Source organism: Nocardia sp. NPDC004151 (assembly GCF_042874235.1).
GTDB lineage: Bacteria > Actinomycetota > Actinomycetes > Mycobacteriales > Mycobacteriaceae > Nocardia.
In genome coordinates, this window is record NZ_JBIAMR010000001.1 from 334,057 (window position 1) to 352,188 (window position 18,132).

Consider the following 18,132-nt stretch of genomic DNA (forward strand, 5'->3'; position numbering starts at 1 on the left):
CGAACCCGCGCGGCCGAGTAGGACTACATCGTCGTCGGAGCGGGCGGCGCCGCGGTCGCGGGCGGCCTCGCCGAACGCGGCGCCGGTGTCGTCCTGCTCGAGGCCGGGCGCGGCGACGACACCCGGCTGGTGCGGGTGCCCGGGATGATGTTCGTGGTCCACACCGTTACGCAGCGCGCCCGCCTGTGCTGGAAGGCCACAATGCGCGGACGGGTCGGGCCTCGTCCGAAAATCACTGTCCAAGTGAATCTTCGACTCGGTGGAGCGGGTGGCTGCTCGATGCCCGCCTAGCAAGTCCGCCGTCAGCAAACCGACCGTTTCGGTTGAGTTTTGACGCCTATGCCCGATTCGGTCGCTAGGCGCGAGTTGGCCGCTATTGCGCATTCGGTTGCGGTAGTTGCAGATACCGAGGCTGCCGTGGCGCGACGGAACGACCGGGGAAGTTGCTGAAAGCGGCCGAAATTCGATTGTTCCTGACCCACGACACGCTGGAGGCGTAACGTTTCAGGGCATACGGTGAATATCTAGCTAACCAACTGAATATCTCGCTGACTACATCCGATAGACATGGAGAAGGTGAACGAATGGCCGCCTGGCAAGTGTTCACGGCCACCCTCGCAACGCTCGTGGTCACGGCAATCGCCATCATGAGCCTGCACCACCCCCACCGGGATCCGGATCGGCTCTCAGTGGATCGGATCCGCGATCGAATCACCAAGGAGCACAACGCCTTGGCGTTGGCTACCACCGCACCATCAGCCTGGTCGCACCTCGCCCCCGATCACCCCCTGGGCGTCCAGGAAGCCCACCGCACCATGCAGCAGCACCGCCGCTGCCCGGTCGCCGAATGTCAACGCAAAGCCGCGGCATTCCGGGCGCTCATCGACGCCGGCCGGATCAAGCCGACCCGGATGCCGCCCGCGCTCCAATAGTTCTCGTCCACAGTGGATTCCGTCCTGCTCGAGTCCTGTCTGGAGCTCAGAGACCGGTGAGGTAACCGGGCGGGACGGCGGCCACCAGCCAGACCCCATTGGCGCTGACCCGGAACTCGTGTCCGTCGCGGTGCATCGCGGCGGCGTCCACGGTCAGCACGATGGGTCGGCCTCGACGTGAACCGACCTTGACGGCGGTCTCGATATCCGCCGACAGATGGACGTCGTGGCGGCGCATGGGCCGCAGGCCCTCGGCGCGAATTCCGGGCAGCGCAGCGGCGACGGTGCCGTGGTAGAGCAGTTCGGGCGGCGTGGTCGCCCGGTACTCCAGGTCAACGTCGACGCTGTGCCCCTGACTCGCGCGGATCCGGGTACCCGTCGCGTCGAATTCGAAGCGGCGCTTGTTGTTCCGTGCCACCACCTCGTCGAGCTCGGGCCGCGTGACGGTGCGGCCGTGCCGGGCCAGTCCCGCCAGCAGCGCGGTGACGTCCACCCAGCCGGCCGAGTCCAGGGTGAGCCCGATCGCCTCGGGTGCGTGCCGCAGATGCCGGGACAGCCGCTTGGAGGTCCGGACGAGCTGTTGCTCGTTCATGCGATATTCGTTCATGTTCGCGAGTGAAGCAGTCCCGCACGCGAATTCGAAGCGATTTTCGCCGGGACGCTAGGCCGCCGGGTTGCTCGACAGCCCGCGCACCAGCATGGCGTACAACGCGATCACGGCGAACGGCGCGAGGATCGGCACCCAGGTCAGTCCGGCGGGCAGCACGGTCGCCGCCCCGGCCGCCACGGTGAACAGGAGCGCGCCCGCGACCGACGGAATCGTCGTGGGCACCACGCCCGCCGGGGCCGACACGGTGGCGATGTTCAGCAGGTAGGTGGTGGCGACCAGCCCGATGCCGCCCGCGACCATCGCCCCGGTGCCGACCCAGGCCAGCGCCGCCATGGCGGCCAGCACGGCCAGCACCGCGCAGACCCGCCAGCGCCAGCCCGCCGCGGCCAGCACCGCCACCGGCAGTGCGGCCCAGGGCAGGACGACGGCCACCGCGCCCGCGAGCAGGACGCCGGACAGTACGGCCAGAAACTTCGTCATCGGCGGACCCTCACGGTGCGGCGGTGTTCGGGCAGCAGCCGCATCACCTGGTCGAGCCGGGTGTCCTCGGGCCAGGGCACGATGTCGACGCCGACGGTGCCCATGTCGCGGTACATGGAGGTGCGTTCCAGCTGCCACATGCGGGCGAGCGTATTGTCCAGGCCCTCGCCGAACGGCGGCCCGCGCAGCACGTCGATCACCACCACGACGTGGCCGCGTTTGCGCAGATCGATCAGGGCCAGGGCGAATTGGGTGTCGAGCAGGGTCGAGAAGGCGACGATGACCGCGCCGATCGGGACCGCCGAGTGCGGGGCCAGCGAGCCCTGCATGCCGATGTGCTCGTCGCCGACATCGAGGACGGCGTCCACGATGCGATAGAACTGGCGGCGGCCGATATCGGGTCGCAGCCAGCGCGGGTTGCGGCCCAGGCACACCACCGCGGTGCGGTCACCGGCCTGCAGCGCTGACTGCGCCACCTGGGCGGCGCCGCGCACCGACAGCTCCAGTGACTCCGAGGCCGGGCCGGGGGCCTGCATCGAGGTGTCCACCAACACCACCACGTCCGCGGCCCGGTTGGTGAAGCGTTCGGTCACGAACAGCTGCCCGCGCCGCGCGCTCACCGGCCAGTTGACGGTGCGCAGCTGGTCGCCCGGGGTATAGGCCCGGATATCGGCGTACTCCACGCCGGGCCCGTGCCGCCGGGTCAGATGCGAGCCCATGCGTTCGGGAAGTTCGGTGCGCGGCAACCGCATCCGCTGCGGGTCGGTGATCGGGTAGATGTACAGCTCCCCCGCGGGCAGCCGCACCGAGGCCACCGCCAGTCCGGCGGGGCTGAGCGCGGTGATCCGCATCGGCACCGGGTACCGGCCCCAGCGCGCCGCCGACAGCGCCAGCCGCAGCCCGGCCGGGGAGACGCCGGAGTCGACCGTCTCCTCGACGTGGATCTCCATGTCCGGCAGGGGTTCCGGGTGCAGCCGCAGCAGCGCGTGACCGCTCTCCACGAAGGCGGCGGCGGTCAGCACCACCTCCTCGGTCTCGAAGCAGCGCAACACCCCGGACCCGTCGATCTGGATGCGGGTGCGCGACTGCTGCAAAGGCGCGGAGGCCAGTACTCCGAGCATGGGCGCGGCGAACACCACCAGCTGCCATTTGCCCAGGATCACCGCCAGCACCAGCGCGAGGGCCGACACCGCGGCGAGCATGAACACCAACGGCGCGGGCCGCCAGCGCAGTTCGGCCTCGACGGAGGCGGTGGTGTCGCGATGCTTCATGCGCGCCTCAAGCGGTGGTGGCGCGCGGGACGGGCAGGCGGCGCAGCAGTTCGGAGATGACGTCCTCGCCGCGGATACGGCGCACCCACATCTCGGGGCGCAGCGTGATGCGGTGCGCCATGGCGGGAATGGCCAGCGCCTTCACGTCCTCGGGGACCACGTAGTCGCGACCGTTCAGCAGGGCGCGGGCGCGGGCCATCTGCACCAGGTCGAGTTCGGCGCGCGGGCTGGCACCGACCTCCACCTGCGGGTGGCCGCGGGTGGCGGAGGCGAGCGAGACCACGTAGCCGACCACATCGGGGTGCACGGTGACGAATTCGACGGACTGCCGCATCTCGAGCAGGCCCTCGGCGTCCACCACCTGCCCGATCTGGGCGGGCTGCGCGCCGCGTTCCAGGCGGCGGCGGATCATGTTCATCTCGTCGTTCTCCGACAGGTACCCGAGCCGCAGCTGCATGGCGAAGCGGTCGAGCTGGGCCTCGGGCAGCGGGTAGGTGCCCTCGTACTCGATCGGGTTGTCGGTGGCGAAGACGATGAACGGCTGTGGCAGCGGGAAGGTCTCACCGTCGATCGAGACCTGGCCCTCGGCCATGGCCTCCAGCAGGGCGGCCTGGGTCTTGGGCGGGGTGCGGTTGACCTCGTCGGCCAGCAGCATATTGGTGAACACCGGGCCGCGCCGGAAACTGAACCGGCCCGAATGCATGTCGTAGATGGTGGAGCCGATCAGGTCGGCGGGCAGCAGGTCCGGGGTGAACTGCACGCGGGTGAAGTTCAGCCCGAGCGCGGTCGCGAAGGAGCGCGCGATCAGGGTCTTGCCCAGGCCGGGCAGATCCTCGATCAGGATGTGGCCGCCGGACAGCACCGCGATCATGATCAGCTGCAGCTCGTCCCGCTTGCCGACCACGACCCGGGATACTTCGCGCAGAACGGCGTCGGTGCGCTTGATGGTCACGTCCATCGGTGATGTCATGGCAACTCTCGCATCTCATCTCACATGTCTTGTAGCCGACGCAGGATCTCGTCGAGGGCTTCACGGCCGGGTGCGCGATTGACCTCGTCGCGCAGCGCCGAGTTGGCCGGGTCCACCCACCGCCACAGTTCGGGGCCGAACTGCAGCTGTCCCGCCACCTCGAGGGCCCGGCGGTTCTTGTTCATCCGATGCCCGCTGGTCAGCTCGAATTCCTTGGCCAGCAACGGCCGCAGGTGCCGGTCCCAGTCGGCGCGGGTGCCCTCGGACCGGTCGGCCAGCATCGTGGCGCGCGCCTGCCAGCGGCGCAGCATCTCGACGGGGCCGTTGTCGATGTCGTTGTCCTCCTCGACGGGGGCGAGCCGCCGCGACCGCTCGACCAGCGTCCACACCAGCAGTCCGAGTGCGCCCGCCACCGGAATGCCGGTGAGCAGCGGCAGCAGTTCGCGCTGATTGCCGAGCGCGACGAACTCGAACAACACCACCAGCACCACCGCGCCGGTCACGATCGCGCCCCGATTCATGGCCGATCCCCCGTTCGGTCCCACCAGATCTCCCCCGCCACAACAGCTTTCATGCGGCCAGCCCCTGGAGATCTGCCAATACGATACGCAGCAGCTGCTCGGCCCGCATCCGCTGCCACTCCAGCATGGAGTGCGGACTGAACCGCGCCTCCTCGAACAGCGACACCAGTTCCCGCGCCGAGGCGTCATGCAGGAAGCCGCGGTCGAAGGCTCGCGCCAGCACCTCGGAGGGGGTGTCGGAGGCCAGCGGCGCGACCTCCCGCGCCTGCGCCAGACCGCTTTCCATGGCCACGTAGCAGGCGATGATGGCGGTGCGCGGATCCTGTCCGGGCGCGATCATCGCGGCCAGGCCCATCTCGGCCACCTTGGCCAGCGAGACCGCCTCGGTGGGGCTGGGCTGCGGCAGCGGGGTGCGGGTCAGGGCGGGCCGGCGGTTCGTGTTGACCGCCACCACGACCAGGCCGGTCATGGCGATCAGCACCAGTACGGTGGCGGTGATGCCGACCAGCAGCAGCGCGGTGCCGCTCAGCGACGGCTCCGGCACGGAGTCCGTGGGCGGCGCAGTGGTTTCCAGCTGTTCCGTGGCGCCGGGCGTCGCGGTGGGCTGGGTTCCGCTCTCGTCGTGCCGTGCGGGGGTCACCAGGTAGATCGACAGCACCGCGGTCACGATCAGCGTCAGCGCCGCGACGCCGACCACCACGAGCAGCCCGAGCCGCCGCAGTCCCGGGACGCGCACCAGGTTCTCGCGATCGGGTTCGGGCATGGCGAGCGGCAGCCGGTGCCGGCTGTTGATCACACCCGCCACCAGGATCACCATCGAGACCAGCAGCAGCACCGGCATCAATGCCAGGGACACCGCCGACGACGGATGCGGCGCCGCGGGTCCTCCGGTTCCCGGAACGTACCCGCGCAGTGCGACGACAGCCAGCACGACGAGACCGATCAGTGCGATCGTCCGCGTTGCCACCGTCCCCACCCCAGTCACGACCACTCCTAACCAGAGTCCAGCAGAAACAGGCACATAGTTACATGCCAAGCGGTTCGTCAGGACCAAAATCGGGAAGCTGGAATCACATACCCGCCGCGCATAAATCCCCCACCTGCGCGGCGAGCGTCGCCAGCCCCGAAAACCCAGGTCATCCCGCCCGCACCGGGCAGCCGACGCGCAACCCCACTTATCACCATCGGTGGTGGATCGCGGGCGCGACGGACCGCCCGTCAAGATCGAACGGATGGTGCCGGAGCGGGACCGGGAGTGCCGGAATCGACAGCGGTCGCGACGTACCGACAGCAGCCAGGCCGTAGCGACGACGGTCAGGCCGTAGCGATGACGGTCAGGCTGTGCGGCGCACCCGGGCGCGCAGGCGCGTCAGCGGCGACGGCTGCGGCAGGGCGCGGGCCGGTTCGGCCACGTCCCGCACCGCCGTCGGACCCGGGTAGGAGCTCCCGGCCGGAGCGCCGACCGCACCGGCGGCCGTCCGCGGCTCCACCAGGCGACCCAGGGCGCGGAAGTCCCAGCCCGCGGCCAGCCACGGTTCAGGGTCCAGGGTGTTGCGGGCGTCGATGATCACGCGCCCGCGCGCGACCGTGCGCAGGAAACCGGGGTCCAGCTCCCGGAATTCCCGCCACTCGGTCAGGTGCAGCACCACGTCCGCCTCGTGCAGGGCGGCGGCCGGGGTGGCCGCGAACACCAGCTGCGGGGCCACCGCGCGCGCCGGAGCCGTCGCGGCCGGGTCGAAGACGGTCACCTCGACGCCCGCCGCGTGCAGCCGCCGCGCCACGTCCAGGGCCGGGGAGTCGCGCACGTCGTCGGAGAGCGGCTTGAAGGCCGCGCCCAGGATGCCCACCCGGCCGGTCGTCCGGTGCTCGCCGCCGAGCAGTTCGAGGGTCTCGCGCACCACTCGCTCGCGGCGGCGCAGGTTCACCGCGTCGACGTCGCGCAGGAACGCCACCGACTCCCCGGCGCCGAGCTCGGTGGCGCGGGCGATCAGGGCGCGCACGTCCTTCGGCAGGCAGCCGCCGCCGTAGCCGAGACCGGCGCCGAGGAACTTGCGGCCGATCCGGTCGTCGTGACCCAGCGCGTCGGCCAGCAGGGTCACATCCGCGCCGGTCAGATCGCACAGCTCGGCCATGGCGTTGATGAACGAGATCTTGGTCGCCAGAAAGGCGTTCGCGGACACCTTGATCAGTTCCGCAGTCGGCAGGTTGGTGATCACCACCGGCGATCCGCCGGCGATGGGTGTGGCGTAGACCTGCCGCAGCGCCCATTCGGCGTCCGGGGTGGTCACACCGAACACCAGCCGGTTCGGGTGCAGGGTGTCGTGGACGGCATGCCCCTCGCGCAGGAACTCCGGGTTCCAGGCCAGATCCACCGAGATGCCCTCGGGGGCCAGCTCGGCGATGCGCGCGGTGAGCGCCTCGGCCGTGCCCACCGGCACCGTGGACTTGCCGACGATCAGGCAGTTGCGGGTCAGGTGCGGCACCAGGCCGTCCAGCGCGCTGTAGAGCTGCGACAGGTCCGCGGCCCCGTTCACGCCGGGCGGCGTTCCCACACAGAGGAAGTGGACGTCGGCGAACTCGGCGGCCGCGACCAGCGAGGTGCCGAAGCGCAGGCGGCCGTGAGCCACGTGCCCGGCCAGCAGGTCCGGCAGGCCGGGTTCGTGGAAGGGCACCCGCCCGGCCGACAGCGCCGCGGCCTTGGCCGGGTCATTGTCCACCCCGAGCACGTCGAATCCGAGTTCGGCCATGCCCGCGGCGTGGGTGGCGCCCAGGTAGCCGGTGCCGATGACGGAGATGCGCAGCATCAGGATGCCTCCTTGGCAGCCGGGACCTCGCCCGGCACCGGGTCGGACCGCAGCGCCGAATCGGGCTGCGCGCGTTCCGCGATCACCTCGCGGTAGTGGCGGATGAGCAGGTCGTTGACCGCGGCCCAGGAGCGGTCGCGCACGCTGCGCACCGCGGTGGCCGCGGTCTGCTCGCGCAGCCGGTCGTCCTCGACCAGGCGGCGCACCAGCGCGGTCATGGCATCGGCGTCGCCGGGCGAATAGAGGAATCCGGCGCCGGGCGTGATCACGTCGATCGGGCCGCCGGACTTGGGCGCGACCACCGGCACCCCGGAGGCCAGCGCCTCCTGCGCTGCCTGGCAATAGGTTTCGTGACGGCCGGTGTGCACGAAGACGTCCAGCGAGGCGTACGCGGCGGCGAGCTCCTCACCGTGCAGGACGCCGAGGAACTCCGCGTCCGGCAGCAGCTTGCGCAGCCGCTTCTCCTCCGGGCCGCCGCCCACGATGACCAGCCGCACGCCGGCCAGCGGGCGCAGCGCGGCCAGCAGCTCGAGTTCCTTCTCCGGCGCGAGCCGCCCGATGTAGCCGACCAGCGCTTCACCATTGGGGGCCAGGCGCTTTCGCAGCTCCTCCGAGCGGCGGAAGGGCCCGAACTGCTGCAGGTCCACACCGCGCGGCCAGCGACCCAGGCCCGGGATGCCCATCAACTCCAGCTGGCGCAGGCTGGCGGTGGAGGGCGCGAGGGTGCGGTCCACCCGAAGGTGGATGCGGCGGGTCAGCGCGGTCATCGCGCGCACGCCGCCGGGCAGGTCGTAGCGCAGCGCGAAACCCACCAGATCGGTCTGATAGATGGCGACCGTCGGAATTCCGAGTTCCCCCGCGACCTTGGCCGCCTGATAACCCAGTGTGGCCGGGGAGGCGATGTGCACTACGTCGGGCCGGAATTCGCGCATGATCTTGCGCAGCCGCCGGCGGGTCTCGAGCCCGATCCGGAAGTCCCGATAGAACGGCAGCCGGGCTCCGCGCACCACGTGCACGCGGAACCCGGCGTATTTCGCCGGTCCGGTCGGGGCCACCAGTGTGGCTTCGTGACCCTTGGCGGCCAGGTGATCCAGCACCCGCCGCACGGAGTTGGTCACGCCGTTGACCTGGGGAAGAAAGGACTCGGCGACAACCAACACCCGCAAGCGGGCGCTGTTCCGGATATGGGGGCTACTCGGTCTGCTCGGGTTCCGCGGCGCGGAATCCCTTGCCTGCTCGCGGATTCGCATCGGTCCCCTCCGGTTCGGTGCAGCTCCTGACGCCACGGTAGGAAGCGGCCCGAAACCCGAGCCCCCCTCCGCATGGCCGGGACGTGAACCGTGCGCGTCGATCTCCCCGGCCAGTTCACCGGGGCTTCGCCGAACGGCTATCGAGCCTCGAGATTGGCCGGTTCCCGCAGCTCGCCGAGGCGGCTGAGGGTGCGGTAGAGGTCGGGGACCCGCCGCACCTCACCGCCGAGTTCGGCCAGCGGGACCTCCGCGAAGACCGACAGTTCGAAGTCGGCGTCGTAGAGCACGTCGACCAGGTTCACGAAGCGCATCACCCAGTCCGGCGGGACCGTGCCCAGCGGCGGGACGTCGCACACCACCCAGGTGTGGAGTTCGGCGGTGAGTTCGAGGAAGTCGGCCGCCGACACCGGGATACCGCACAGTTCCGCGAAATCGACGGTGATCACGCCGTTTTCGATCGAGCGGGCGCGCAGCCGCCGGTGGGCGACCGGAAGGTCCACGGCCCCGGTCGCGGGGCAGGCGCCGACCACGTAGTGCCCGGCCGCGAATCCGGTGTGCCGCCCGCCGAGCGTGCGGTAGTCCGTCGGCCCGTTCACCGACACCACGTCGAGGTGCTCGAGGATGCGGTCGATGGTGGGCACGAACAGGGGGTGCATATAGGGATTGGGCAGCAGGTCGTGCGGCGGGTAGTTCGAGGTCACCACCAGCGTGATGTGCCGGGCGAACAGGGTGTCCAGCAGCCGGGCCACCAGGCGGGCGTCGCCCGAGTCGTGGACGTGGAATTCGTCGAAGCAGATCAGCTCGGCGTCGCCCAGCAGCGCGGCGGCCGAGGCGTCGATGCTGCCGTACTCGTGGATGCCCGCGTTCAGCCGGGCGAAGAAGGCGTGGAAATGGTAGCGCCGCTTGCGCGTCGTTCGCACGGACTCGAAGAAGCGGTTCATCAGCATGGTCTTGCCGCGGCCCGGCCCGCCGTACAGGTAGAGCCCGCGCGACCCGTGCTGCCCGACATGGAACCGCCACCGCTTGCCCACCCGGGCGGCGATGGCGTCCAGCCGTTCGGCGGCCTGCCGCTGGTCGGCATCGAGCACGATCTCCGGGGTTTCCATTGCGACCTCCCTGCATCCTCTACCGCTGTAGAGCTTCCTCTATAGTTGTAGAGGATCGCGAAGCCGCAGAGGAGCGAAGGTGACCACTCCCACAACCGATCGGCGCAGTCTCATCGTGGACAGCGCCATAGATCTCATTGCCGCCCAAGGACTCCGGGCCCTCACCCATCGGGCCCTGGACACCGCGCTGGAACTCCCCGCGGGCTCGACGTCGTACTACTTCCGCACCAAACGCGCGCTCATCGAGGCTGTCGTGGACCGCATCACCACCCGCTCCCGCACCGATTTCACGGCCGGACAGGGCGGTCTGATCACCCCCGCGGCGCTGCCGGGCACGCGCGAGGACATCGACCTGGACGCGCTCGCGACCGGCATCGCGGGCTGGCTGGATCACCTACTGGCACATCGCCGCAACCATCTGATCGCTCGGCAGGCGCTCATCCTCGAACTGCTCGGCGACACCGAACTGCGGCCGCGACTGGTGCGCAGCCTCTTCTCCCACCAGCACGCCACCGGCCTGTTCGAAACCTTGGGCACGGCCGAACCCGCCACCGCCGCAGCCGATTTCATCGCGGTCATCGAGGGCCTGGTCTTCGACCGCTTCGCCGGCGCCCGCACCGAACTCACGCCGGGCACCGCGGCGAGCGTCGCGCAACTGAAAGGCGTACTCGCCGTTCAGCTCAGAGGTTCTTGGTAATCGTGATCCGGGTGTCCGGCCACGGCGGCCGCTTGATCATGGCCGCGGTCGCGAACGCCGCCGCGATCAGCCCGGTGAGCACGCCGAGCAGCGCGACCCGCTCACCGTTGGTGGTGCACACCCACTCGACGTTCCCGCCGCTGACCACGAACACTCCGCGCGCCCGCGGCCCGAAAAGCCCGGGCTCGGTCACGGTGATGACCGTGGTCCCGTCCGGTGTCTCGTGCGGCTCCCCGAATACCGGCGTGCCACCCAGCGGTGACAGCTCGTTCAGACGGTCTCGCAAGGTCATGACATACCCTTCCCCACAGGCGAATCCCGTCCCAATGTACGCCGCCCACCGAAATGCGGAAGTCCACCGGCGCATCGGCGCCGGTGGACTTCCGGTCCCCTCTTCGCGAGGTCACCCCTCGAATCGAGGTCGGGTTCGATCGAGGTCAGTTGGCGGTGAGCACCAGGCCCGAGGTCGGGACGCCGGTACCGGCGGTCACCACGATGTTCTCCAGGCCCTGGACCTGGTTGACCGAGGTGCCGCGGATCTGGCGCACGCCCTCGGCGATGCCGTTCATGCCGTGGATGTACGCCTCACCGAGCTGGCCGCCGTGGGTGTTCAGCGGCAACCGGCCGCCGATCTCGATGGCGCCGTCGGCGATGAAGTCCTTGGCCTCGCCACGACCACAGAAGCCCAGCTCCTCGAGCTGCATCAGCACGAAGGGGGTGAAGTGGTCGTAGAGGATGCCCGCCTGCATGTCCTCCGGGCGCAGACCGCTCTGCGCCCACAGCTGGTCGCCGACCAGACCCATCTCCGGCAGACCCGTCATACCGTCGCGGTAGTAGCTGGTCATGACGTACTGATCCGCACCCGAACCCTGGGCGGCGCCCGCGATCAGCGCGGGCTTGTTGGGCAGATCCTTGGCCCGCTCCGCGGAGGTGATGACGATGGCCACGCCGCCGTCGGTCTCCTGGCAGCAGTCCAGCAGGTGCAGCGGCTCCGCGATGTAGCGCGAGGCCTGGTGCTCCTCGAGGGTGATCGGCTTGCCGTAGAAGTGGGCCGCCGGGTTCACCGCCGCGTGCTTGCGGTCGGCCACCGCGATGCGGCCGAAATCCTCACTGCGCGCGCCGTACACGTGCATGTAGCGGCGGGCCACCATGGCCACCTGCGCGGCCGGGGTGCCCAGGCCGTGGGTGTAGGAGAAGCCGTTGTCCACGCCCGAGGAGCTCGGGTTGCCGGTCGCCAGGTGAGTGGCGAACTGGCCGAAGCGGTTTCCGGAGCGCTCGTTGAACGCGCGGTAGGCGACGACGACATCCGCGATCCCGGTCGCCACCGCCATGGCGGCGTGCTGCACGGTCGCGGCGGCCGCGCCACCGCCGAACGGGATGTTGGAGAAGAACTTCAGGGACGGGATACCGGTGGCGCGCGCGACGGCGGCCTGGGTATTGGTGTCCATGGTGAAGGTCGTCAGGCCGTCCACGTCGGCGGGGGTCAGGCCCGCGTCGGCGAGAGCGGCGGTGACCGCCTCGGCGGCCAGACGCAGTTCACTGCGGCCGGAGTCCTTGGAGAAGTCGGTCGCGCCGATGCCGACGATCGCGGCTTCGCGGCTCAGCCCGGTCACTGTGCCTCCTGCAGGGAGATAACGGCTTTCGCCGTGATGTGGTCGCCGAGCGAATCCTTGCCGACCACGTCGATGGTGACGGTCGAGCCCTCGACGGCCGAGACGGTGCCGGACAGGGTGAGGGTGTCACCCGCGTACAGCGGCACGCCCAGGCGCAGCGACAGCGACTTGACGATGGCCGTGGGCCCCGCCCAGTCGGTCACGAACCGCTGCACCAGACCGGTGTCGGTGAGGATATTGACGAAGATGTCCTTGGAGCCACGCGCCAGCGCCTTGTCGCGGTCGTGGTGCACGTCCTGGAAGTCGCGGGTGGCCAGCGCCGTCGACACGATGAACGTGGTGTCGGCGTGGATCACCAACTCCGGCAACGTGGTTCCGACCTGAACGGCCGACAGTTCGACAGTTGTCATTTGACGGCCTTCCAGTAGGGCACGGTGTTGTCGTCGTCGAGCTTCAGGAACGCGGCCTCGACCGGCATGCCGACCTCGACGTCGGCCGGGTCGACCCCGGTCAGCTCGCCGAGCATGCGCACGCCTTCTTCCAGCTCGACCAGGGCGATCACGTACGGCAGCTGCCGTCCGGGCACGCGCGGGGCGTGGTGCACGACGAAGCTGAAGACGGTGCCGCGACCCGAGGCCACCACGTAGTCGGTCTGCTCGGAGTGGTGCTTCCACAGCGCCGGAACCGGCGGATGCTGCAGCGAGCCGTCGGGCCGCTGCTGGATGCGCAGCTCTCCGGCTTTGACACCCTCCCAATAGAACTCGGTGTCCTTGGAGACGGTCGGCCGCACGCGCTTGGCGAGATCCTCGGCCGAGACGTCTTCGGATTCCTTGGGGGCCTCGGTCTTTCCGGTCCCGGGCGCGAACTTCAGCATCCGGAACTTCATCTCGGTGACCAGTTCGTCGCCCACGTACCAGTTGGTGAGGTAGGTGGTGAACCAGCCGTCGCCGAGCCCGGTCTTCTTGGGGCCCACGATGTCACCGATGCTGGACCGCACCGTCACCTGCTCGCCGAGCTGCAGGTAGCGGTGGTAGACCTGCTCGCAGTTGGTGGCGACCACCGAGGTGAAACCGGCCGCGTCGAACAGCTCGTTGGTGCGGGTCATCGGGTCGTCGTCGGCGCGGACGCCGCCCAGGCCCAGCATGGTCCACACCTGCGCCATGGCCGGCGGGGCCACGATGCCGGGGTGCCCGGCCGCCCGCGCGGCGGCCTCGTCGACGTAGATCGGGTTGGCGTCGCCGAGGGCCTCGACCCAGTTGTTGATCATCGGCTGGTTGATCGGGTCGCGGCCCGCGCGGGGCGCGGACTCGCCGTCGGCCTTGATCTTCTCCAGGCCGTCGCGGATCTCGTCGGCCGTGAAACTCTTCGTCACGCTCTGCTCCTCTGCGATCTAGCGCGGCACCCGCGGCAGCCGCAGGCCCATCTGGGCGATCAGCTCGCGCATGACCTCGTTGACACCGCCACCGAAGGTCACCACCAGGTTCTGCTTGGTGCGGCGGTCCAGCCAGACCAGCAGTTCGGCGGTGGCCGGGTCGGCGGGATCACCGAAGCGGCCCACGATCTCCTCGGCCAGACGGCCGGCCTCCTGCAGCGCCTCGGTGGAGAACACCTTGGTCGCCGAGGCGTCGGCGATCACGTCGCGCGGATCGGCGTCGGGGCGTTCCATATTGGACGCCACCTGCCAGTTCAGCAGTTCGTTGAGCCGGGTCATGGCGTGCAGGCGGCCCAGCGAGCGGCGCACCTCGGCCTGGCCGAGCACGCCCTGCTTCTGCGCCCACTCGCGCACCCGCTCGTAGAGCTGCTCGATCTTGCCGGACGGGCCCAGGCTGACCCGCTCGTGGTTGAGCTGGGTGGTGATCAGCTTCCAGCCGCCGTCGACCTCGCCGACGACCATGTTCGCGGGGACGCGGACATTGTCGAAGTAGGTGGCGTTGGTGTGGTGCGCGCCGTCGGCGGTGATGATCGGCGTCCAGGAGTAGCCCGGGTCCTTGGTGTCCACGATCAGGATCGTGATGCCCTTGTGCCGGGACTCCACGGTGCCGGTGCGGACGGCCAGCCAGACGTAGTCGGCCTCGTGCGCACCGGTGGTGAAGATCTTCTGGCCGTTGACGATCCAGTCGCCGTTGGCGTCACGCACCGCGGAGGTGCGCAAGGCCGCCAGGTCGGTGCCGGCGTCGGGTTCGGAGTAGCCGATGGCGAAATGCACGTCACCGGTGAGGATTCCGGGCAGGAACTTCTGCTTCTGCTCCTCGGTGCCGAACGACTGCAGGGCCGGGCCCACGGTCAGCAGGGTCACCAGGGGCACGGGCACATCGGCCCGGACCGCCTCGTTGTAGAAGATCTGCTGTTCCAGCGGACCGAAGCCCTGGCCGCCGTACTCCTTGGGCCAGCCGACGCCGAGCTTGCCGTCGCGGCCCATGCGCTTGACCACCGCGCGGTAGGCGTCGCCGTGCCGGTTCACCAGCATCTCGGCCTCCTCTTCGGGAGTCACGAGACCGGTGAAGTACGAGCGCAATTCGTCGCGCAGTTGCCGCTGTTCCGCGGTCAGTTCGATGAACATCTGGCTCCCAAACGGTCCAGCCGGAACGATTCGCCGCCGAGCCAGCGGGCGATGTCCTTGGCCTGTGAGTAGTAGCGGTGCAGCGGGTGGGTGATGTCGACGCCCAGGCCGCCGTGCAGGTGGTGACACTGCTGCATGGCCGCGGGCAGTTCCGAGGCCACCGTGTACGCCAGCACGTCGAGATCGTCGTCGATTCGCTCCAGGTGCTCCGCGCTGGGGTCTTCCTGGGCGAGCGCCCAGGCCGCCGACAGCGCGACCGCGTGCAGGGTCCGCGAGACCACGTACACATCGGCGATCTGCTGCGCGACCGCCTGGAATTCGGCCAGCGCGCGGCCGAACTGCTGACGAGTGCGCACGTGCTCGGCGGTCAGCCCGACGACGCCCTTCAGCAGGCCGTCGGCCACCGAGCCCAGGCCCGCCAGCGCGTACCGGTGCAGTTCGGTGAGCCCGCCCGGCAGCAGCTGCTCGGCCGGAATCGCGACGCCGTCGAAGCGGACCGAGAACTCCGGCACGCCATCGGACGTCGGGCTCGCGGTGCGGGTGATGCCGGCGGCGTCACCGTTGACCACGGCCAGGCCGTTGTCGGTGGGCACCAGGATCCAGCGCGCGGTGTCCGCGTAGGGCACCGCCACCTTGGCGCCGGTGACACGCACGGTGGCGCCGTCGGACACCGCGGTGGTCTCGGGCTTCACCGTGAACGGCGCGCCGGTCTCGTGCAGGGCCGCGGTCAGCACCGCGCCCTCGGCCACGGCCGGGAACACCTTCTCCGCCAAGGCACCCGGCACGCCGATCGCCTTGAGCGGCAGCACGCCGAACGCGAGGGTGGCCAGGGCGGGCACCTGCGCGGCGTCGGTGGCCAGCTCGGTGAGCATGGCCGAGACCTCGAGCAGACCCATATCGTCGCCGCCGAACTGCTCGGGCAGCGGCACGGCGAGCAGACCGCTCTCCGCGATGATGGGCCAGAGCGCGATATCGCGTGCGCTTTCACGCTCCAGCAAACTTACGACAACCTCGGCGACAGCGTCCTGGCTCTCGTCCCTGGTGAAGTCCAATTCAAAGCTCCCGGTTGAGTGTGGGCTAGCTGCTCGACTCGCGAGGCAGCCCGAGAATCCGTTCACCGGCGACGGTCAACAGAATCTGTTCGGTACCGCCAGCAATCGACAAACAGCGTGTGAGCAGGAATTCCTTCACCACAGGGGTTTCCAGAGCGCCCGCGACACCGGACAATTCGACGGCGAACTCGGCCACCGCCTGCCGGTGCCTGACACCGACCAGTTTGCGCACACTGCTCTCCGCGGCGGGGTCGCCGCCGGTCAGCAGTTTCCGGGCCGCACGGGCCTCCAACAATGTTCCCGCAACCGACTCCGCGACGAGTCCGCCGAGCCGATCCGCGACCAGTTCCGCGCCCGGGCCCGAGACGGGCGCGGCGGCGATCAACGCCTCCAGCTCGTCACCGATTCCCTTGCCGCCCATGGCCACCCGCTCCGCCGACAGCGTCGACCGCGCGATCTTCCAGCCATTGCCGAGCTCGCCGACCAGGCAGTCGTCCGGCACGAAGACGTCGTCGAGGAACACCTCGTTGAAGCGCGCCTCGCCGGTGATCTCCACCAGCGGCCGGATGTCCAGCCCGGCGCTCTTCATGTCGACCAGGAAGTAGCTGATGCCCTTGTGCTTCGGCGCGGACGCGTCGGTGCGGGCCAGGCAGATACCCCAGGTGGCGCGATCGGCCAGCGAGGTCCACACCTTCTGACCGCGCAGCTTCCAGCCGCCCTCGACCCGCTCGGCCACCGTGCGCAGCGCCGCCAGGTCCGAACCGGCGCCCGGCTCGGAGAAGAGCTGGCACCAGATGACCTCGCCGGTCAGCGTGGGCATGGCGTAGCGCTCGATCTGCTCGGGGGTGCCCCACTGCAGCAGGGTCGGGATCGCCCAGTTGGCGATCGCGATGTCCGGCAGCGTGATCCCGGCCTTGCGGACCTGATCGTCGAGGCGGGTGCGCAGCAGCGGGCCGGCGCCGCGACCGTAGGGCGCGGGCCAGTGCGCGGCGATCAGTCCGGCCTCGGCCAGCGCCGGACGCTGCTCGGCCTCGGGCAGGGCCGCGATCTTGGCCAGGTCGGCCTCCAGCACGGCCGCCTCGGCGGCGTCCAAACCGCCCGTCTCCCAGTCCGATTCGGCCTCGCCGCCCAGGTCGATGCCGACGGTGCGGCGCACGCCCGCCAGGGTGAGCTCGGTGACCCGGGCCCGCCAGCGCGCGGTGCCGCCCAGCAGCTGCCGCAGTGCGGTGGCGCGGCGGAGGTACAGGTGGGCGTCGTGCTCCCAGGTGAAGCCGATGCCACCCAGGACCTGGATGCAGTCCTTGGCGTTCTCGACCGCGGCGTCAAGGGACATCGACAGGGCGACCGCGGCGGCCAGCGGGAGCTCGGCGCTCCCGGCGTCCGCGGCGGCGGCGGCATCGGCGGCCACCGCGCGAATCTGCTCGACCCGGCACAGCATCCAGGCGCAGATGTGCTTGACGGCCTGGAACTCGCCGATCCGGCGGCCGAACTGCTCGCGCACCTTCGCGTATTCGGTGGCGGTCTCCAGGGCCCAGCCCGCGATGCCCGCCAGCTCGGCGGCGACCAGGGTGGCCGCCAGGTCCAGCACCGAGAAGCCGGGCTCGAACAGCCGGTCCGCGGCCACGGTGACATCGGTGACGACCACGCGGGACAGCGGCACGCTCTGGTCGATCGCGTCCAGCGGCTCGACGGTCAGCCCGGCGGCGTCGGCGTCGATCAGCGCCCACAGGTGGCGGTCGCCGTCACGCACCGGGACCAGCACGGCGGTTCCCGGCGCGGCGCCCGGAACCGAGTCCCACGCACCGGAGACCACGGCGCCCGAGGCGCTCGCCGAGATCGCGATTTCGCCCTCGAGCGCGACGCCGCATGGCGTAGTCTCGTCGAGCGCCTCGCCGACGACGAGACCTGCCAGCGCCGTCGCGAGAACCGGTCCGCCGACGAGGTCGTGCGCCGCCTGTTCGATCAGGACGGCCAGGTCCCCGACGGTACCGCCCGCGCCCCCGGCCTCTTCCGGAACCGCGACCCGGAAAACCCCGAGATCGGCCAGGCGCGGCCAGTATTCGTGCCAGAAATCTGGTGCGCCGGAACGCATTGTTGCAATTGGTCGCACTGCCGACGCCCATCCGCGCATCGACTCCTGGACGGCTTTATGCTCGTCAGTGGTGGCTATGGTCACAACCCCTACCTTCTTCCCGGCGTGACTTCCACTCCTAGAACATGTTCTAATGTTCGAGCCGGGCGGAAGTCAAGCGCCGTCCCGACGACG

General features: G+C 70.0%; 18 protein-coding genes. 2 read left to right on the forward strand and 16 right to left on the reverse strand.

Going from position 1 to position 18,132, the window contains the following annotated elements:
* The first annotated feature begins 584 nt into the window (after positions 1-584).
* Positions 585-932, forward strand: a complete 348-nt coding sequence (locus tag ACFYTS_RS01470) for a hypothetical protein (protein ID WP_387300562.1) — start codon at positions 585-587, stop codon at positions 930-932.
* A gap of 46 nt (positions 933-978) precedes the next feature.
* Here ACFYTS_RS01470 and ACFYTS_RS01475 read toward each other — a convergent pair whose 3' ends face one another.
* From ACFYTS_RS01475 to zapE, 9 genes are all read right to left on the reverse strand, one after another.
* Complete coding sequence (locus tag ACFYTS_RS01475; protein WP_357275821.1) at positions 979-1,539, reverse strand: RNA 2'-phosphotransferase; 561 nt, start codon at positions 1,537-1,539, stop codon at positions 979-981.
* A gap of 54 nt (positions 1,540-1,593) precedes the next feature.
* Positions 1,594-2,022: a hypothetical protein gene (locus tag ACFYTS_RS01480; RefSeq protein WP_387300564.1), complete on the reverse strand. Its 429-nt coding sequence runs from the start codon at positions 2,020-2,022 to the stop codon at positions 1,594-1,596.
* The gene (locus ACFYTS_RS01485; RefSeq protein ID WP_357275816.1) at positions 2,019-3,293 is read right to left on the reverse strand and encodes a DUF58 domain-containing protein; all 1,275 of its coding nucleotides are present in this window, start codon (positions 3,291-3,293) and stop codon (positions 2,019-2,021) included. The genes ACFYTS_RS01480 and ACFYTS_RS01485 overlap by 4 nt, the downstream gene beginning before the upstream one ends.
* A gap of 7 nt (positions 3,294-3,300) precedes the next feature.
* Positions 3,301-4,263, reverse strand: a complete 963-nt coding sequence (locus ACFYTS_RS01490) for a MoxR family ATPase (protein WP_357275813.1) — start codon at positions 4,261-4,263, stop codon at positions 3,301-3,303.
* A 20-nt stretch (positions 4,264-4,283) separates the two neighbouring features.
* Positions 4,284-4,784 (reverse strand): hypothetical protein, encoded by a 501-nt coding sequence (locus tag ACFYTS_RS01495; protein ID WP_357275810.1) that lies wholly within the window; start codon positions 4,782-4,784, stop codon positions 4,284-4,286.
* A 49-nt stretch (positions 4,785-4,833) separates the two neighbouring features.
* Positions 4,834-5,751, reverse strand: a complete 918-nt coding sequence (locus ACFYTS_RS01500; protein ID WP_387300567.1) for a DUF4129 domain-containing protein — start codon at positions 5,749-5,751, stop codon at positions 4,834-4,836.
* Between the two features lie 367 nt (positions 5,752-6,118).
* The gene (locus ACFYTS_RS01505; RefSeq protein ID WP_357275965.1) at positions 6,119-7,585 is read right to left on the reverse strand and encodes a UDP-glucose/GDP-mannose dehydrogenase family protein; all 1,467 of its coding nucleotides are present in this window, start codon (positions 7,583-7,585) and stop codon (positions 6,119-6,121) included.
* Between the two features lie 2 nt (positions 7,586-7,587).
* A complete protein-coding gene (locus ACFYTS_RS01510; protein WP_387300569.1) occupies positions 7,588-8,706 on the reverse strand; it encodes a glycosyltransferase family 4 protein in 1,119 nt (372 codons plus the stop codon).
* A gap of 269 nt (positions 8,707-8,975) precedes the next feature.
* Positions 8,976-9,944, reverse strand: a complete 969-nt coding sequence (gene zapE / locus ACFYTS_RS01515; protein ID WP_387300571.1) for a cell division protein ZapE — start codon at positions 9,942-9,944, stop codon at positions 8,976-8,978.
* Between the two features lie 79 nt (positions 9,945-10,023).
* Here zapE and ACFYTS_RS01520 point away from each other — a divergent pair, with 79 nt between their 5' ends.
* Entirely contained in the window at positions 10,024-10,641 is a 618-nt protein-coding gene (locus tag ACFYTS_RS01520) for a TetR/AcrR family transcriptional regulator (RefSeq protein WP_387300573.1), read from the forward strand.
* On the opposite strand, the gene ACFYTS_RS01525 is transcribed toward ACFYTS_RS01520, so the two are convergent.
* The 7 genes from ACFYTS_RS01525 to ACFYTS_RS01555 form a co-directional block, all read right to left on the reverse strand.
* Positions 10,625-10,933, reverse strand: a complete 309-nt coding sequence (locus ACFYTS_RS01525) for a hypothetical protein (RefSeq protein WP_387300575.1) — start codon at positions 10,931-10,933, stop codon at positions 10,625-10,627. The genes ACFYTS_RS01520 and ACFYTS_RS01525 overlap by 17 nt on opposite strands.
* Before the next feature lie 145 nt (positions 10,934-11,078).
* Positions 11,079-12,254: a lipid-transfer protein gene (locus ACFYTS_RS01530; protein WP_357275796.1), complete on the reverse strand. Its 1,176-nt coding sequence runs from the start codon at positions 12,252-12,254 to the stop codon at positions 11,079-11,081.
* Complete coding sequence (locus tag ACFYTS_RS01535) at positions 12,251-12,664, reverse strand: MaoC family dehydratase (protein ID WP_357275795.1); 414 nt, start codon at positions 12,662-12,664, stop codon at positions 12,251-12,253. Before ACFYTS_RS01535 ends, ACFYTS_RS01530 begins: the two co-directional genes overlap by 4 nt.
* Positions 12,661-13,626, reverse strand: coding sequence for a bifunctional MaoC family dehydratase N-terminal/OB-fold nucleic acid binding domain-containing protein (locus ACFYTS_RS01540; RefSeq protein WP_387300577.1), 966 nt, complete (start codon positions 13,624-13,626; stop codon positions 12,661-12,663). Before ACFYTS_RS01540 ends, ACFYTS_RS01535 begins: the two co-directional genes overlap by 4 nt.
* 18 nt (positions 13,627-13,644) lie before the next feature.
* Entirely contained in the window at positions 13,645-14,814 is a 1,170-nt protein-coding gene (locus ACFYTS_RS01545) for an acyl-CoA dehydrogenase family protein (RefSeq protein ID WP_357275790.1), read from the reverse strand.
* Positions 14,799-15,866 carry an acyl-CoA dehydrogenase family protein gene (locus tag ACFYTS_RS01550; protein WP_387300579.1) on the reverse strand — a complete coding sequence of 356 codons (1,068 nt, stop codon included), beginning with the start codon at positions 15,864-15,866 and terminating at the stop codon, positions 14,799-14,801. The genes ACFYTS_RS01545 and ACFYTS_RS01550 overlap by 16 nt, the downstream gene beginning before the upstream one ends.
* A 25-nt stretch (positions 15,867-15,891) precedes the next feature.
* Complete coding sequence (locus ACFYTS_RS01555) at positions 15,892-18,042, reverse strand: acyl-CoA dehydrogenase (protein ID WP_357275784.1); 2,151 nt, start codon at positions 18,040-18,042, stop codon at positions 15,892-15,894.
* Between the last annotated feature and the right edge of the window lie 90 nt (positions 18,043-18,132).

Coding starts and splice junctions, on each gene's coding strand:
- ACFYTS_RS01545 (WP_357275790.1), bottom strand. CDS start 14,814: ATGTTCATCGAACTGACCGCGGAACAGCGGCAACTGCGCGACGAATTG.
- ACFYTS_RS01525 (WP_387300575.1), bottom strand. CDS start 10,933: ATGACCTTGCGAGACCGTCTGAACGAGCTGTCACCGCTGGGTGGCACG.
- ACFYTS_RS01485 (WP_357275816.1), bottom strand. CDS start 3,293: ATGAAGCATCGCGACACCACCGCCTCCGTCGAGGCCGAACTGCGCTGG.
- ACFYTS_RS01535 (WP_357275795.1), bottom strand. CDS start 12,664: ATGACAACTGTCGAACTGTCGGCCGTTCAGGTCGGAACCACGTTGCCG.
- ACFYTS_RS01470 (WP_387300562.1), top strand. CDS start 585: ATGGCCGCCTGGCAAGTGTTCACGGCCACCCTCGCAACGCTCGTGGTC.
- zapE (WP_387300571.1), bottom strand. CDS start 9,944: ATGGAAACCCCGGAGATCGTGCTCGATGCCGACCAGCGGCAGGCCGCC.
- ACFYTS_RS01480 (WP_387300564.1), bottom strand. CDS start 2,022: ATGACGAAGTTTCTGGCCGTACTGTCCGGCGTCCTGCTCGCGGGCGCG.
- ACFYTS_RS01495 (WP_357275810.1), bottom strand. CDS start 4,784: ATGAATCGGGGCGCGATCGTGACCGGCGCGGTGGTGCTGGTGGTGTTG.
- ACFYTS_RS01490 (WP_357275813.1), bottom strand. CDS start 4,263: ATGACATCACCGATGGACGTGACCATCAAGCGCACCGACGCCGTTCTG.
- ACFYTS_RS01475 (WP_357275821.1), bottom strand. CDS start 1,539: ATGAACGAATATCGCATGAACGAGCAACAGCTCGTCCGGACCTCCAAG.